This window comes from Streptomyces sp. NPDC005955 (assembly GCF_042871255.1).
Lineage (GTDB): Bacteria > Actinomycetota > Actinomycetes > Streptomycetales > Streptomycetaceae > Streptomyces.
In genome coordinates this window covers 76,711-91,659 of the sequence record NZ_JBIAIF010000006.1, presented here as the reverse complement: position 1 = coordinate 91,659, position 14,949 = coordinate 76,711, and the positions used below count along the sequence as shown (strand labels likewise).

General features: G+C 71.0%; 15 protein-coding genes. 8 read left to right on the top strand and 7 right to left on the bottom strand.

Going from position 1 to position 14,949, the window contains the following annotated elements:
• The first annotated feature begins 278 nt into the window (after positions 1-278).
• From ACFYOU_RS16760 to ACFYOU_RS16735, 6 genes are all read left to right on the top strand, one after another.
• The gene (locus tag ACFYOU_RS16760) at positions 279-518 is read left to right on the top strand and encodes a type II toxin-antitoxin system Phd/YefM family antitoxin (RefSeq protein ID WP_387009293.1); all 240 of its coding nucleotides are present in this window, start codon (positions 279-281) and stop codon (positions 516-518) included.
• Positions 515-961 (top strand): PIN domain-containing protein, encoded by a 447-nt coding sequence (locus tag ACFYOU_RS16755; RefSeq protein ID WP_391306816.1) that lies wholly within the window; start codon positions 515-517, stop codon positions 959-961. The genes ACFYOU_RS16760 and ACFYOU_RS16755 overlap by 4 nt, the downstream gene beginning before the upstream one ends.
• A gap of 353 nt (positions 962-1,314) precedes the next feature.
• Positions 1,315-1,488 carry a hypothetical protein gene (locus ACFYOU_RS16750; RefSeq protein WP_385484989.1) on the top strand — a complete coding sequence of 58 codons (174 nt, stop codon included), beginning with the start codon at positions 1,315-1,317 and terminating at the stop codon, positions 1,486-1,488.
• Positions 1,489-1,543: 55 nt separating this feature from the next.
• Positions 1,544-1,837 (top strand): Dabb family protein, encoded by a 294-nt coding sequence (locus tag ACFYOU_RS16745; RefSeq protein ID WP_389764581.1) that lies wholly within the window; start codon positions 1,544-1,546, stop codon positions 1,835-1,837.
• Positions 1,838-2,463: 626 nt separating this feature from the next.
• Positions 2,464-3,267 carry an RNA polymerase sigma factor SigF gene (locus ACFYOU_RS16740; RefSeq protein ID WP_389764946.1) on the top strand — a complete coding sequence of 268 codons (804 nt, stop codon included), beginning with the start codon at positions 2,464-2,466 and terminating at the stop codon, positions 3,265-3,267.
• A gap of 244 nt (positions 3,268-3,511) precedes the next feature.
• A complete protein-coding gene (locus tag ACFYOU_RS16735; RefSeq protein WP_389764579.1) occupies positions 3,512-4,429 on the top strand; it encodes an RNA polymerase sigma factor SigF in 918 nt (305 codons plus the stop codon).
• A gap of 192 nt (positions 4,430-4,621) precedes the next feature.
• On the opposite strand, the gene ACFYOU_RS16730 is transcribed toward ACFYOU_RS16735, so the two are convergent.
• The gene (locus ACFYOU_RS16730; protein WP_391306423.1) at positions 4,622-4,834 is read right to left on the bottom strand and encodes a hypothetical protein; all 213 of its coding nucleotides are present in this window, start codon (positions 4,832-4,834) and stop codon (positions 4,622-4,624) included.
• A 318-nt stretch (positions 4,835-5,152) separates the two neighbouring features.
• Here ACFYOU_RS16730 and ACFYOU_RS16725 point away from each other — a divergent pair, with 318 nt between their 5' ends.
• Together ACFYOU_RS16725 and ACFYOU_RS16720 are read left to right on the top strand one after the other, a co-directional pair.
• On the top strand, positions 5,153-5,632 hold the full coding sequence (locus ACFYOU_RS16725) for a MarR family winged helix-turn-helix transcriptional regulator (RefSeq protein ID WP_389764577.1): 480 nt from the start codon (positions 5,153-5,155) through the stop codon (positions 5,630-5,632).
• Positions 5,633-5,694: 62 nt separating this feature from the next.
• Positions 5,695-7,395, top strand: a complete 1,701-nt coding sequence (locus ACFYOU_RS16720; protein ID WP_391306420.1) for an MFS transporter — start codon at positions 5,695-5,697, stop codon at positions 7,393-7,395.
• Between the two features lie 33 nt (positions 7,396-7,428).
• Here ACFYOU_RS16720 and ACFYOU_RS16715 read toward each other — a convergent pair whose 3' ends face one another.
• The 6 genes from ACFYOU_RS16715 to ACFYOU_RS16690 form a co-directional block, all read right to left on the bottom strand.
• On the bottom strand, positions 7,429-8,259 hold the full coding sequence (locus ACFYOU_RS16715) for a TetR/AcrR family transcriptional regulator C-terminal domain-containing protein (protein WP_391306419.1): 831 nt from the start codon (positions 8,257-8,259) through the stop codon (positions 7,429-7,431).
• A 110-nt stretch (positions 8,260-8,369) separates the two neighbouring features.
• Positions 8,370-9,998: an MFS transporter gene (locus ACFYOU_RS16710; protein ID WP_391306417.1), complete on the bottom strand. Its 1,629-nt coding sequence runs from the start codon at positions 9,996-9,998 to the stop codon at positions 8,370-8,372.
• Positions 9,999-10,157: 159 nt separating this feature from the next.
• A complete protein-coding gene (locus ACFYOU_RS16705; protein WP_389764570.1) occupies positions 10,158-10,895 on the bottom strand; it encodes a response regulator transcription factor in 738 nt (245 codons plus the stop codon).
• Between the two features lie 118 nt (positions 10,896-11,013).
• Positions 11,014-11,979 carry a DUF2797 domain-containing protein gene (locus tag ACFYOU_RS16700; RefSeq protein WP_391306415.1) on the bottom strand — a complete coding sequence of 322 codons (966 nt, stop codon included), beginning with the start codon at positions 11,977-11,979 and terminating at the stop codon, positions 11,014-11,016.
• A gap of 100 nt (positions 11,980-12,079) precedes the next feature.
• Complete coding sequence (locus ACFYOU_RS16695; RefSeq protein ID WP_391306414.1) at positions 12,080-14,233, bottom strand: tetratricopeptide repeat protein; 2,154 nt, start codon at positions 14,231-14,233, stop codon at positions 12,080-12,082.
• Positions 14,218-14,640 (bottom strand): hypothetical protein, encoded by a 423-nt coding sequence (locus ACFYOU_RS16690; protein WP_391306412.1) that lies wholly within the window; start codon positions 14,638-14,640, stop codon positions 14,218-14,220. The genes ACFYOU_RS16695 and ACFYOU_RS16690 overlap by 16 nt, the downstream gene beginning before the upstream one ends.
• Positions 14,641-14,949 lie beyond the last annotated feature (309 nt).

Sequence of the window (14,949 nt, the reverse complement as noted above, 5' to 3'; positions counted from 1 at the left end):
CCTGATCTGCGGAAACGCGATCAGGGGGGTGCTGTGCGTTCCGCCGCCGATGCCGTGCGGGCCCGCCTCCGGGCGAATCTTCCCCACGCGCCCCCTCGCAGGACACGCTCCCCACGGCGACCACTCCAGCCCGGAGGGCAACCACACCGCCAGGCGTCAGTGCCGCCCCGTCCTTGCGGGGTTGGTCCCGCGAGGGCACGCCCCGGGTGCAGTCAGGCACCTTGCCCACATCGCCGCTCACCACCTCGACGTGGCCTCCATGTAGTAACATGTAATACATGGAGGCCACCGCACGGGAGTTCAACCAGAAGTCATCGCAGATCCTCGCCGCGGCAGCACGCGGAGAAACCGTCACCGTCACCAAGAACGGCGTAGCGGTCGCTCGGGTGGTACCCATCAGCGACGAGGTCCCGCCCTACCCGACCGACCCCATGGGCACCATAGACCTTCCTGACCTGGGGCTACCCGATCTCACCGATGAGGAGATCGATGACGTACTCAAGGGCATGGGGACCTGATCTTGATCGCGATTGGCGACACCAACGCCCTCTACCGCCTTCTCGATGCACGCCTCGCGGAACACGAAGCGCACAAGAAGGCCCTGGCCACGATTAGCCACCTCGTCATCTCACCCATGGTGCTCGCCGAGCTGGACTACCTGATCTCGACCCGCGGGGGTGCGCGCAAAGCCCTGACCGCGGCTCGGTTCATCGAGCAGAACACCGCTACCCGCAGGTTCGAAGTGCCGTCCGTCGCCACGCACCTGAGCGCGGCGATCGCCGTCGCCGAAGGCTATGCGGACGCGGACGGAAGGCAGGGCATCGGACTGACGGACGCCATGAACGTCGCCCTCGCTGCGGCTTACCGCACCGACGTCCTGTTCACCACGGACCGCCACTTCCGCATGGTCCGACCGCTGACGGGCCACCAGGCGTTCCGGCTGCTTCCCGACGACCTGTAGAGGAACCCGACACACGGAAAGGGCGCGTGTCCTCCGCCCCACCGGAGGACACGCGCCCTGGCCTGGCGGGAGGAGCGGCAACGGGGGGAGTGCCACCCCTCCCCTGAGGACGTTCCCCAAGTCCGGCCCGCATCAGGGGACAAGCGGTGCGAACCGGACCCCGCAGTGGGGTTCGTCCCTGAACCCCGCGGGGATTCCTGCCAGATCCCGCCGGGCTCACACCCAGCCTCCCGCGCCGCATCCGCCCCCGGCGACGGACAAAGGGCCCGGATGGGCGGGTCGTTGGTCCCGGGATACACTGCACCGCCGATGGCGGGGGACGTACGAGGCTGGTCGACAGGGGAGGGCGCCCGATGGTGCGCACGAAAATGATCGCGCTGTACGTCGTCATCGTCTTCCTGCTCTACGTGATCATCACCGACCCCGCCAAGGCCGCGGACTACGTCCAGATAGGCTTCGAAGGCATCTCCAACGCCGCTCATGCCATCGGCGACTTCATGACCTGGGTCGCCAACGCCGGCGGGTAGCCGCACCGCCACCCCGCTCACCCGGCACGCGGCCCCGTCACGCCAAGGAGCCCCCGTGATCCGTCACCTCGTCCTGTTCAAGCTCAACGACGGCGTGCAGCGCGACGACCCGCGCGTGGTCGCGGGCGCGGAGGCGTTCCGCGCGCTGGGCGGACAGATCCCGGAGCTGGCGTTCTGGGAGTGCGCGTGGAACATCAGCGACCGGCCCATCGCCTACGACTTCGCGATCAACTCGGCCGTCGCGGACGCCGACGCCCTGAAGCGGTACCTGGAGCACCCCGCCCACCAGGCCGGAGTGGCCCAGTGGCGCGAGTTCGCGACCTGGGTCGTCGCCGACTACCCGTTCTGACCCGGCACCCCCGCCCGGCCGCACCCCTCCGGGCGGCGTACCGACGGCACCCCGCCACCCCGGACGTGCCCCGCCCCGTCCCGGACGCACGCCACCCGGAACACCCCGACGCTCGACACCCCGACGCCCCGACGCCCTCCACGGTCACCGTGGAGGGCTTTCTTATCGGATATATGTCCCTCAACACGGTGTTTTAGGGTGCTTGCACACAGTGCACATGTCTTGTGATGCTATGACCGCTTTTGCAGGATGAGTTGACCTGTGTGAACCCGCGCGTCGAAGGGGTGGCGTTGACCGTGCCGGCCAGTACTGCGCCTCAGGCTCCGCCCCAGGAAGCCGCGGCACCCGAGCCCAACGACCCCGACCGCGCCCCGACGGAAGCGACGGCCCCCACCAGCACCGCCCCCACCGGCACCGCGCCCGGCGGGATCCCCGCAGCCGCCGCACCCGAAGCACACCCCGCGCCCCACGAATGCTCCCCCGTGCTCCCCGAGCACCGGCCCGCGCCCCCCGTCCGCCCCGGTGCTCCCTGCGAACCCCGGCACGCCCCCCATGACACCGACCCGCGCCCGACCGCCTCGCGAGCCCCCCTCAGCCGGGCCACCACGGCCGTCGCCGGACCCGTCGTGCCCCACGCGCCCGCCCCTCCGCCCCCCGCCCCGCGCAGCCGCGGCGCCGACACCCGGGCCCTCACCCAGGTGCTGTTCGGGCAGCTCAGGCACCTGGAACCCGGCACCCCCGAGCACACCCGGGTACGGGGCGCGCTGATCGAGGCCAACCTGCCGCTGGTGCGGTACGCGGCGGCCCGGTTCCGCAGTCGCAACGAACCCATGGAGGACGTCGTCCAGGTCGGCACCATCGGTCTGATCAACGCCATCGACCGCTTCGACCCGGACCGCGGCGTGCAGTTCCCGACCTTCGCCATGCCGACCGTCGTCGGCGAGATCAAACGCTACTTCCGCGACAACGTCCGCACCGTGCACGTCCCGCGCCGGCTCCACGAGCTGTGGGTCCAGGTCAACGGGGCGACGGAGGACCTGACCACCAGCTTCGGGCGCTCGCCCACCACGGCCGAGATCGCCGAGCGGCTGCGGATCACCGAGGACGAGGTGCTCGCCTGCATCGAGGCCGGGCGTTCGTACCACGCGACCTCGCTCGAAGCCGCCCAGGAGGGTGACGGACTGCCCGGCCTGCTGGACCGACTGGGCTACGAGGACCCCGCCCTCGACGGCGTCGAACACCGCGACCTCGTGCGCCACCTCCTAGTCCAGTTGCCCGAGCGCGAGCAACGCATCCTGCTGCTGCGCTACTACAGCAACCTGACGCAGTCACAGATCAGCGCGGAGCTCGGCGTCTCCCAGATGCACGTGTCAAGATTGCTCGCGCGAAGTTTCGCCCGACTGCGATCCGCAAACAGGATCGAGGCGTAGCTCGAACGGCTTGACCCCCTTGTGCGCCGGCTACCGACAAACAGGGCACACAAAGGACCAAAACCCCCCTTATCCTGCACCCGGGCGACCACTCGATGTCGACAAGTCACTACAGCGTGTTGCCGACATGTGACATTCTGCGGAAAGCGCGTTTGCCGGGGCCCAGGCTCCGGTATTCAGGTGGAGGCTACGTTCCACGGAGGAACGGCCGGCCGCCGACCGTCAGCGACCTCAAGGGGGTGGCATGTCCGCAGAACAGGGCAGCTCGAAGGTGCTCACGCTCATGAAGAGCGAATCCGCGCCCGACGAGCTTCACGGCTCCGAGACCTCACAAGCCCTCGCCGTCCCCGGACCCGTCACGGTCGCCGAGGTCCCCGAGGTCCTCCCCGCCCCGGGTGCCATCGACACCCGGACCCTCTCCCGTTCCCTGTTCCTGCGGCTCGCCGCGCTCGACGAGAACAGCCCCGAACGCGTCTACGTGCGCGACACCCTGATCGAGCTGAACCTGCCGCTCGTGCGGTACGCGGCGGCCCGGTTCCGCAGTCGCAACGAGCCGATGGAGGACATCGTCCAGGTCGGCACCATCGGCCTGATCAAGGCGATCGACCGCTTCGACTGCGAACGCGGCGTCGAGTTCCCGACGTTCGCGATGCCGACCGTCGTCGGGGAGATCAAGCGGTTCTTCCGGGACACCTCCTGGTCGGTGCGGGTGCCGCGGCGCCTCCAGGAGCTGCGGCTCGCCCTCACCAAGGCGAGCGACGAACTGTCCCAGAAGCTCGACCGTTCGCCCACCGTCCCCGAACTCGCCGCGGTGCTCGGCGTGTCCGAGGAGGACGTGGTCGACGGGCTCGCCGTGGGCAACGCCTACACGGCCTCGTCCCTCGACTCCCCGGCCCCCGAGGACGACGGCGGCGAGGGCTCCCTCGCGGACCGCCTCGGTTACGAGGACACCGCCCTGGAGGGCGTCGAGTACCGGGAGTCCCTGAAGCCGCTGCTCGCCAAACTCCCGCCCAGGGAACGGCGGATCATCATGCTGCGGTTCTTCGCGAACATGACGCAGTCGCAGATCGGCGAGGAGGTCGGGATCTCCCAGATGCACGTGTCCCGGCTGCTGACCCGTACGCTCGCCCAACTCCGCGACGGCCTGCTCATCGCCGACTGATCGTCCGTTGATCGCCCACCGATCGCCTGCCGATCGCTGGCCGATCACTCACTGATCACCGACTGACCGGCGGCCCCGGAGGCCGACCGGACCCACACGAGCGCGCGCCCGCTCGACGGGCCCCCTGAGGGCCGCGTCGGACGGGCGCGCGCTCGTTGTCGTACCGGTCCGCTTCGATCCGCTCCGGGAGGATCAGCCCAGCGCCAGCCAGGCGACGCCCGCGAGGACGGCGATCGCCACGACGACGCCGAGGATCAGGCCGACCCGGGGCCCGGACGAACCGGGACTCTGGGCGGAGACCTGAGGGGTGCCGCCTTCGTCGACGAAGGCGCGGAACATCTGGGTGTTGCCCGCGGGGTCGTGTCCGCCCTGGGGGCCTTGTGGGGCTTGGGGGTTCTGTGCCATGGGGCAGGACACTAGCCGAATTCGGGCAGCTCCCCCAAGGGCGGGGTGACCTCCCGGGCGCCCCGTCGACGACCCGCCGCCCGGCCCACCTCCGCTCCACCTCCGCTCCACCGATCGCTCCGCGCCGTGCCGACACCCCCCAGCGACTCCCCACCGACTCCCCACAGCAGCACTCACTCCCCCCACACCCCCTCCCACCTGCGCCTTTCCCCTCCCGCTCAGGCGTTTGCCAGGTTTTTAGCCGCCTCATGACCCTTACATTGCCTGCGGCAACCAATTACCCCTTATGGTTGCTCTAAGCAACGAAAGGGGAGGGTCATGGCCGCACGGTCCGCGTACGCGGAACTGGTCCGGCAGTTGAACGCCGTGGGGGCCGTGAACCGGGGACTCGCCCGGGCACTGCCCGCCCAGTGCCCACCGGGCGCGGCCACCGTGCTGCACGTCCTGTCCCGCGAGGGCGAGATGCGGCTGAGCCGGTTGGCCGAACTCCTCTCCGTGGACGTCTCGGTGACCAGCCGTCACGTCGCCCACGTCACCGAACGCGGCTGGGTGGACCGCGCACCCGATCCGGACGACCGACGCTCGCGCCTACTGCGGCTCACCCCGTCCGGCGAAGCCCAACTCGCCGATCTGCGCGAACGCTGCACGGGAGCCCTCGCGCACCGGCTGGGCGACTGGTCCGACGAGGACGTCACCCAGCTGACCGCCCTGCTCGCCCGGCTCCGCACCGGCTTCGGTGACTGCCGCGCCCCCTCCGGACGCCAGCCGCACCCCCCGGAACGGCCCGTGTCCGGATGAACCGCACCGAGCACGCACCACCCGGCCCCCAGCGCGACGAGAGAACAGGAGCGGGCACGCAGATGGCGACGACCACACCGTCCGGGGTGCGGAGCGGCGAAGGGTCGGGCCCCCCGGGGACCCGGGCCGGGGCCGCCTCCGACGACGGCCACCCGCAGATGACCCACCGACAGATCATGGAGGCGCTGTCGGGCCTGATGCTCGGCATGTTCGTGGCGATCCTGTCGTCCACGATCGTCACCAACGCCCTGCCCCAGATCATCGGCGACCTCGGCGGCGGCCAGAGCGCGTACACCTGGGTCGTCACCGCGGCCCTGCTCGCCATGACCGCGACGACCCCGCTGTGGGGCAAGCTCGCCGACCTCTTCTCCAAGAAGCTGCTGGTCCAGATATCCCTGGTCATCTACGTGGCCGGATCGGTGGTCGCCGGACTCGCGCAGAGCCCGGGCATGCTGATCGCCTGCCGGATCGTCCAGGGCGTCGGCGTCGGCGGACTGTCCGCACTCGCCCAGATCGTGCTGGCCGCGATGATCTCCCCGCGCGAGCGGGGCCGCTACAGCGGCTACCTCGGCGCCAACTTCGCCGTGGCCACGGTGGGCGGCCCGCTGCTCGGCGGAGTCATCACCGACACCCCGTGGCTCGGCTGGCGCTGGTGCTTCTACGTCGGGGTGCCGTTCGCCGTACTGGCGCTCGTCCTGCTCCAGAAGACCCTGCGGCTGCCCGTGGTGAAGCGGGACGTCAAGGTCGACTGGACCGGCGCCTTCCTCGTCTCGGCCGCCGTCTCCCTGCTGCTGGTGTGGGTCACCTTCGCCGGCGACGCCTACGCCTGGTGGTCCTGGCAGTCCGTGCTGATGGTCGCCGGTTCGCTGCTGCTCGGCGCCGCCTTCCTGCTGGTGGAGACCCGGGCCGCGGACCCCGTCATCCCGCTGCGCCTGTTCCGGAACCGGACGATCACCCTCGCCTCGCTCGCCTCGCTGTTCGTGGGGGTCGCGATGTTCTCCGGGACGGTGTTCTTCAGCCAGTACTTCCAGTTCGCGCGGGGCCAGTCACCGACGATGTCCGGGGTGCTGACGATCCCGCTGATCGCCGGTCTGTTCGTCTCCTCGACCGCGTCGGGGCTCATCATCACCCGGACCGGGAAGTGGAAGGCGTGGCTCGTCTCCGGCGGGGTCCTCCTCACCGCCGGGCTGGGGCTGTTGGGCACGATGCGCCACGACACCCCGTACGCGTACCTCGCCCTGTACATGGTCCTGACCGGGCTCGGCCTGGGCATGATGATGCAGAACCTGGTCCTGTGCACCCAGAACCAGGTGGGCCCCGAAGACCTGGGCGCCGCCAGTTCGGTGGTCACGTTCTTCCGGTCGCTCGGCGGCGCGGTCGGCGTCTCCGCACTCGGCGCGGTGATGGCCGCCCGGGTCAGCGAACACACGCGCAACGGCCTCACCGCACTCGGCCCCGAGGGCGCCCGCCTCGGCCACGGCGGCACCGAGGGCGGCGGCATCCCGGACTTCGACGCGCTGCCGGAACCGGTGCGGAACGTGGTGGAGGGCGCGTACGGGCACGGGATCGGGGACGTGTTCCTGCTCTCCGCCCCGCTGGCCGCACTGGCGTTCCTGATCACGCTGTTCATCAAGGAGGTGCCGCTCAAGGGGCGCCGCAGGTCCGGCGCGGAGGCACACGGCACGGGACCCCACGGCACGGGACCCCACGACGGGACGGCCGCCGCCCCGGTGCCGGTGCCGGTCACGTCCGAGAAGGCGTGAAGGTCGAAGGCGTAAGGGTCGAAGGCGTCACGGTCAGGGGGCGGCGTCTTCCCCGGCCCCGCCGCGTCCACGCGCGGCCATCGCCTCGATCCCGGCGATGAGCAGCTCCAACGCGAAGACGAAGTCCGCCTCCCGCATCTCCTCGACGGTGTCCCCCGCGCGCGCCGCCATCATCTCCGACACGTCGTCCAGCATCGGGGCGGCGCTCGGCGTCCCGGCGATCGTCCGCATCGCCTCGCGGTGGAACTCGTCCTGGCTCACCCCCGCCTCCGCGCACCGCTGCCGGAAGTGGCCCTCGATGGTTCCGAAGCCGTACACGAACTGGAAGACCGCCGAGATCGCCCCCGTCTGTCCGTACGCGGGCACCCCCGTCCACCGGATGACCTGGTGCACCGTACGGGAGAACTCCAGCGACCGCGGACCGATGTTGAGGAAGTGTCCGGCGAGCGCGGACAGCCAGGGGTGGCGCACCAGCAGCCCGCGGTACTCGCCCGCGGTGGCCCGCAGCAGTGCGCGCCAGTCGACGGACGCCTCCTCGACCGTCCCCGGCTCGGGCACCTCGGGCAGCCGCAGTTCACCGTAGGCGGCGTCGACGGCCAGCTCCAACAGGTCGTCCTTGGTGTCGACGTACCAGTACACGGACATCGCGGTGACGTTCAGCTCCGCGGCCAGTCGGCGCATCGAGAACTTCGCCGGCCCGTCCTGGTCCAGCAGCCGTACGGTGGTCCGGGTGATCACGTCCCGGTCCAGTCCGGACGGGGACGGGTGGGCGCCGCGGCGGGACGGAGCCTGGCGCCGCCCGTCGTCCAGCAGCCAGACGCTCGATCGCGCCGGACGTCCGCCCCGGTCGTCGGTCTTCCCCATCGCGCACCTCTCTCCGTCCCGGGGCCCGTGACGGCCCCCTCAGCACCCGCACACCGCGCACCGTCAGCGGGCGCCGCGCACGGCACCCGCTGACGCATGGTAGGCACGGGTCACCCTGTCCTCGTGGCCCCGCTCCCCTTGACCGCACCGTCCGCACCGCCGGCGTCGACCGCCCCGTCACCGTGCGGCGCACCGGAGTCGGGGTCCGCGTCGAGGACCGGTACGGGGGCCTCCGCCGGGGCCTGCGCGGGGGCCACCGGCTGGGTCCGCTCCGCGCGCCGGAGCAGTGCCGCCGCCAACAGCCCGCCGAGGAACACGGCCGCGGCGCCCACCAGTTGGCTGGTCTCCAGGCCGGAGGCGAACGCATCGGCGATCGCGCGCCGTTCCTGCGCCGATCCGGCCGCGGCGAGCGCGGCCGGCAGGGAGGCCGCCGACACCGAAACCAGCGCGAAGAAGCGGGCGTTGAGCACAGCGCCGAGGATCGCGACCCCCAGCCCGTTGCCGAACTCGGCCATGGTGCCGTTGATGCCGGCACCCACCCCGGCCTTCGCCGGCGGTATGGCGCTCATCAGGGCGTTCGCCATGGCGGGCATCGCCATCGCGATGCCCGCGCCCATCATCACGAGACCGAGGAACACCCCCGCGTACGTGCCGTCCGCACCGCCGGACAGCAGGGCCACCGAGGCGAGCCCGGCGGCCAGCAGGGACATGCCGCTGAGGATGGTCGCGGGGGTGCCGAGCCGGGGCACCAGGCGGGCGCCGAGCCCGGTGAGGTTGAGCAGCACCACCGTGATCGCCAGCGGGGCGGTCCGCATCCCGGCCTCCAACGGCCCGTAACCGAGGACGAACTGGAGGTGCTGGGTGAGCAGGAACAGCGAGCCGCCCAGCCCGAACGAGACGAGCACCGCGCCCGCGATGGCGCCCACGAACCGCTGGTTGCGGAAGAAGTGCATGTCGAGCATCGGGTACGGCGCCCGCAGCTCCCACAGCACGAACGCGCCCAGCACCAGCACCCCGACGGCGGCCGGGACGAGGACCCGGTCGGAGGTCCAGCCGTGTTCCGGCCCGGAGATGATCGCGAAGACGGCGCCCGTCATGCCGATGGTCGACAGGACCGCGCCGCCCAGGTCGGGCCGGTCGCCCTGCGGGTTCTTGGACTCCGGCACCATCCGGACCACGGCCCACAGGCCGATCAGGGCGACGGGGATGTTGATCAGGAAGATCGCGCCCCACCAGAAGTGGTCCAGCATGATCCCGCCGATGAGCGGCCCCGCGGCGAAGCCGAGGGAGTTGACGGTCGACCAGAGGCCGATCGCCTTGACCCGTTCGGAGTCGTCGAAGATCTGCACGACGACGGCCAGGGTGGTCGTCATCAGCAGCGCGCCGCCGACGCCCATCCCGGCCCGTGCGGCGATCAGCTGTCCGGAGCTCTGGGCGAGCCCCGCCGCGAGCGAGCCGACGCCGAACACCGCGAGTCCGGCGATGAGCAGCTTCCGGCGCCCGTAGCGGTCGGCCGCGCTGCCGGCGGTCAGCAGCAGCCCGGACTGCACCAGGGAGTAGGCGTTGATCATCCACTGTATGTCGGCGGAGGAGGCGTCGAGCTCGCGCGTCAGCGAGGGGATGGCGACGTTCAGCACGGTGTTGTCGAGCAGCACGGTCAGCTGGGCCAGCAGGATCACCCCGAGGATCAGCCACCGCTGGGGGTGCCCCTGGGACACCTCAGGGGATCGCACGGTCATCCACTCACTCCTTCTACAGCGTACGGCTAACCGTCGTACACTGTAGAACACTCCGCTATACGCCGTACAAGGCTTTTTGTCGTTCGGCGTTTCCGCAGCTCAGGCGGCTGGGTTCGGGGGCGGGGAGCGGATGGCCGGAGCAGATGGCGGGAGCGGGTGTCACAGCGGGACGGCGGGCTTGATCAGATATCCCGCGCCGCGGCGCGTGTGAATCATCGGTTCCCGCCCGGCGTCGATCTTCCGCCGCAGGTACGAGATGTACAGCTCGACGACGTTCGCCCGCCCGCCGAAGTCGTAGCTCCAGACCCGGTCGAGGATCTGCGCCTTGCTGAGCACCCGGCGCGGGTTGCGCATCAGGTAGCGCAGCAGCTCGAACTCCGTGGCCGTGAGGTGGATCGCGGTGCCGCCCCGGGCCACCTCGTGACTGTCCTCGTCCAGGGTCAGGTCCCCCACGACCAACACGGAACCCCCGTACGAGCCCACCACGCCCGCCCGCCGGATCAGCCCGCGCAGCCGGCCCACCACGTCCTCCAGGCCGAACGGCTTGGTGACGTACTCGTCGCCCCCGGCCGTCAGCCCCGCGATCCGGTCCGGCCCGGAGTCCTTCGCGGTGAGGAACAGCACCGGCACACCGGGGTGCTCCTGCCGCAACCTGGCCCGTACCGAGAGGCCGTCCAGATCGGGCAGCGCCACGGCGAGGACGACCGCGTCGGGCCGGAACTCCCGTGCGGCCCGTAGCCCGCCCTGCCCGTCGGCGGCGCTGCGTATTCGCCACCCCTCGCTGTGCAGGGCGATCGACAGCAGCTCGGTGAGGGACGGGTCGTCATCGACGACGAGCACCCGGACCGGCTTTCCGGCCGGCCGCAGCATGTCCGTGCGTTCCTGGGTGGCGGTCATGACGGCCACCCTGGTGCCGAGCCCTGAAAGACGACTGTGCCCGATCTATGAAAACCCTGAGAATCCCCCGGTCGGCCGCGGCCAGCTGCCCCACGGCGCCCACGTAGAACGGTCCCCGTCAGAACAGTCCGCCCTGCACGGCCGACACGTCCCGCACCGGCACGCTCACCACCCCGCCCTCCCCGCCCTCTCCCCCGTGCCCGTTGTCCCCGTCATCCCGCACGAGTTCCCACCCCGCCATCAACCGACCGTCCACCACCACGACACCGTTGCTGGTACCGGGCTTGTTGCTGTTGCTGTTGCTGTTGCTGTTGCTGTTGCTGTTCACGAGGAGGTGCAGATCGGGTCCCGCGGCGGCGAGCAGGGTCCCCCGCACCACCCCGCCGTCCCGCAGTTCGGTGACCACCGCCGTCGCCGGAGGCAGCCCGACGAGCCCGAAGACCCCGCCGTGGTCCACGACCACGCACTCCGCGGCCCGCTGGAGCGACTCGGGCCACCCCGGCAGCCCCACCGCGACCCGGTGCACCTCCCGCAACGCGCCCGCCCGGACCTCCGCCGCGGGCAACTCGGCCCGCACGGCACGCTTGCGGTCGTACGGGATCCGGTCCGGCACGCCCAGCGCGGCCCGCAACAACTCCTCCGTGCGCCGCGCGGCCATGAGCGGTCCGGACCCGAGCCAGGCGAACGCGACGGCACCCTGCTCCAGCAACCGCGCCGACCCCCGTTCCACCCGGGTGATCCCCACCTTGAGCAGGCCGTCCCCGAACCAGGCCAGGTACACCCGGTACGGACGGGGGTCGTCCACGTAGGTGTCCGCGGCGACGGACCTGACCCGGTCGAGCCGCGCGCAGTCCGGACACTGGGCCCGGGTCGTCCGCCCTCCCAGCACCGCGGCCCCCGCGCAGTCCACCCACCGCCCGCCCCGCCACACCCCCGCACAGCGCCGGGCGCCCACGGCCCGGAACCCCAGCACCTCCCCGTACCTCAGCTCACGTTCCCGGCCGACGCCGGTGTCCCCCCGCCACCCGAGCACGGGCCGACCCGCCCCCGCGTCCCACCGCACCCCGGTACTCCACCACGTCACCCCTCGACGCTACCGGGCCCCACTGACACGGGGGCGGCGCCGGCAGCAGTGGGCGCCGCCCACCCGTACTGCCGCACACCGCCACGGTGCTGGGGTGGGATCAGGCGTCCCCGAGCTTCGCCAGCTCGCCCTCGGCCAAGAGGGTCCACGGATGTCCCGGGCCGAGCACCAGCGCGCGAACGGTGGCAACCGTCTCGTACTGCTCCCTCGCTTCAGCCTGCTCACCCAACACCGACAGCGTCCGGGCCAGCGAGGACCGCGCGGCCAGGGTGATCGGGTAGTGGGACCCGTAGCTGCTCTCATGCGCCGCGACCGCGGACCGCAGCCACGGGAGGGCTTCGGCGGGCCGACCGGTCTCCGTGAGCGCCCACCCGTAGTCGAGTTCGGCAGCGAGGCTGATGGGGTGGACGGGCCCCATGACGTCGCGACAGTCAGTGACGAGGGAATCCCCCGTGGCGACCGCCTCCTCCAGCGCTTCGCCTGGTGTCTCCAGCAGGTAGAGCTTTGCTATCAGGGTCAGGGGTGCCGTCGGGCCCAAGGAGGCGGTACGGCCCGCCACGGCCCGCCGCGCCAGTGTGACGGATTCCGCCGTACGCCCCGTCTGCCCGAGCAGACGGGAAAGCTGGAGGGCGCTCGTCAGCGTGTCGGCCGCGCTTTCACCGAATGCCCGTTCACAGTCCGCGAGCGTCCTGCGATGCAGCGCTTCCGCTTCCTCGTTCCTGGCCAGCCGGTAGAGCGCACACCCCGCCCGCTGGCGCAGACGGAGGACGATCGGGTGGTCCTCGCCCAAGCGCTGCGGGGCGAGTGCACCGCACTGTTCGGCCAGGGCGAGGGCACCGGAGTAGTCACCCCAACGGTGCAATGCGGTGGTGAGCCGCAACGCGCACTCCATGGCCTCTTCAACGACCGGTTGGCCGACGGCGGGTCCACTCACCGCCTTCTGCAACAGCGCGAGCACATGGGGGGTGGTCAGACGAATCCGCGCGTCCGGTACTCCCCGGTGTGGCACTTCCGGCAACACCGCCCCCATCAACCGGGCGGCGACGGCGACGAGCGCTTCACGCTCCTCGGACGGAGTGCCTGCCGAAACGCTGTCCAGCAACACCCCGTGGGTCCGCAGGCAGCGCACCTCCCCCGGCACCAGTTCGATGAGCGACTGCTCCAGCAGTCCACGTAGGGCGGGTTCCAACCGGCCGGGCGGGAAGCCCATGAGCTCATCGGCGCCCACCAGGAGTGAGACGGGAAGCGGGTCGCCCGCCCAACAAGCCAGCAGACGGAGCAGGGCGATGGATTCCGGCAGCCCCTGAGTGGCAAGGGTGTCCAGCGACAACTGCCACGTGGTGCGCACCAGATGACGGGAGTCCTGGCCGCCGAAGGCCGCCGCGCCCCGGTCGAGCAGGTCGACCGGATCGAGCTCACGGTTGCCGTCGAGCACCGTGCCGTAGCGGGTCATCGTCCACGGCTCGATGACCTGATGAGCCAGGAACCCACCGGCGAGGGTGAGCGCGAGCGGGAGGCGGCCCAGCCGATCGGCGACGTCGGCCGCTTCCTCCGGGGTTCCCGTACCGGGCGCGAGGTCGCAGAGGACCTGGGCGGCCTCCTCCCGCGGCAGCACACCCACGTGTAGGAATCGGGCATGGGGCCACCACTCTCGACCGGCCTGACGTGTCGTCACCAGGACGGTGCCCCGCGAGCTGCTGCGGAGCCATGATCCATCGCGCAGAACAGCCGGATCGTCTGCGTTGTCGAGGACCAGTAACCATCGCTGGTCCGACCTGTCGAGGTGGTCCCACACCAGATCGGCGGCTGCCCTGAGCCCGCTGCGTGCCGCCGCCAACTCTCCCTCGCCGGCTCCGCGATCGGCGGCCACAGCCAGCATGCCGGCTCGCAGCGAGGCGGTGTCGGATGCGTTGACCCAGAGGCCGACGCGACCGGCGTCGGTCGTGGCGTGCTGAAACAGGGTGTACGCGACAGCCGTCTTGCCGCACCCCCCGAGACCGTGAAGGACGTAGACCTCGCCCCCGCTGTCCGGAGCCACGGCGGCTCGAAGCCGCTGCATCAGCTCCTTCCGATCCCGCAGGACCACGGGGGCTCTGCCCACAGCAGGCCGCCGGACCGAATCCGGCCCGACCCACGACGGGCCGTGATGATGATGCTCGACGATGTGCTGATCTCCGGAAGCCTGGTACACCCGTCCGTGACCGTCAGCTCGCCCACTCGCCTCGTACTGGCCTTCAGTCACTGCTGACCCCATCGCATGTCACGGCCTGCCTGATAGACACGAGCGTTGCCGGAAGCAGTGGCCCGCTGGCTGTTCACAGGTACGACACCGGGAGCCTCCGGCGCCAGCTCGGCCAGGAGCAGCCGCAGCTCCGCGACCATCTCCGGCTCCGCAGTGAGCAAACGACGCACTCGCGCCTGCCATTCGGCTGCCAGCTCCTCCTGGGTCTTCGCCACCTCGTCGCCGTCAGCATCCGCGGCGAGCAACAGATCACCGCGGGCGGCCTCGAGCTCTGCCACGACGGCCTCGGTCCGTTCGGGACGGGCACGCTGCCAGAGTGCAGCAACCCGGTCCCTGGCTGTCTGCCAGGCATCCGTCACCAGCAGAGCCACGATCGTCGTACCTGCCGTACTAGCAAGTGCAGCGATTTCCGGATCCATGAGCCCCCCGTCTCGTCCAGTAACTACCAGTGACCCTAGAACACGAGGGCCGTCTGTAGCCGTTTCCAAGACACCGTCTGCTGACACCAAGATCGCGGGCGAGGAGCAGCGTCCTCATGAGGGCGCGGAGCGCATGACGGGCCACCGGGGCTGCTGTCGGGACGCCCACGGGCAGCACGCCGGCCTGCGGTGCGCGCCCGGCGGCAGTGGGGGAGACCTACAACCCCAGGCACCCGTTCCGGCCGGGTGATCGCCTCGTCGGCGCAACAGGCCCCCCGAGACCCATGACGTGCTGATGCGACCCCGGAC

Excerpts from the sequence above, each read along its gene's own strand:
- ACFYOU_RS16760 (WP_387009293.1), top strand. The coding sequence starts at position 279 with ATGGAGGCCACCGCACGGGAGTTCAACCAGAAGTCATCGCAGATCCTC.
- ACFYOU_RS16750 (WP_385484989.1), top strand. The coding sequence starts at position 1,315 with ATGGTGCGCACGAAAATGATCGCGCTGTACGTCGTCATCGTCTTCCTG.
- ACFYOU_RS16735 (WP_389764579.1), top strand. The coding sequence starts at position 3,512 with ATGTCCGCAGAACAGGGCAGCTCGAAGGTGCTCACGCTCATGAAGAGC.
- ACFYOU_RS16730 (WP_391306423.1), bottom strand. The coding sequence starts at position 4,834 with ATGGCACAGAACCCCCAAGCCCCACAAGGCCCCCAGGGCGGACACGAC.
- ACFYOU_RS16725 (WP_389764577.1), top strand. The coding sequence starts at position 5,153 with ATGGCCGCACGGTCCGCGTACGCGGAACTGGTCCGGCAGTTGAACGCC.
- ACFYOU_RS16720 (WP_391306420.1), top strand. The coding sequence starts at position 5,695 with ATGGCGACGACCACACCGTCCGGGGTGCGGAGCGGCGAAGGGTCGGGC.
- ACFYOU_RS16715 (WP_391306419.1), bottom strand. The coding sequence starts at position 8,259 with ATGGGGAAGACCGACGACCGGGGCGGACGTCCGGCGCGATCGAGCGTC.
- ACFYOU_RS16710 (WP_391306417.1), bottom strand. The coding sequence starts at position 9,998 with ATGACCGTGCGATCCCCTGAGGTGTCCCAGGGGCACCCCCAGCGGTGG.
- ACFYOU_RS16705 (WP_389764570.1), bottom strand. The coding sequence starts at position 10,895 with ATGACCGCCACCCAGGAACGCACGGACATGCTGCGGCCGGCCGGAAAG.
- ACFYOU_RS16695 (WP_391306414.1), bottom strand. The coding sequence starts at position 14,233 with ATGGGGTCAGCAGTGACTGAAGGCCAGTACGAGGCGAGTGGGCGAGCT.
- ACFYOU_RS16690 (WP_391306412.1), bottom strand. The coding sequence starts at position 14,640 with ATGGATCCGGAAATCGCTGCACTTGCTAGTACGGCAGGTACGACGATC.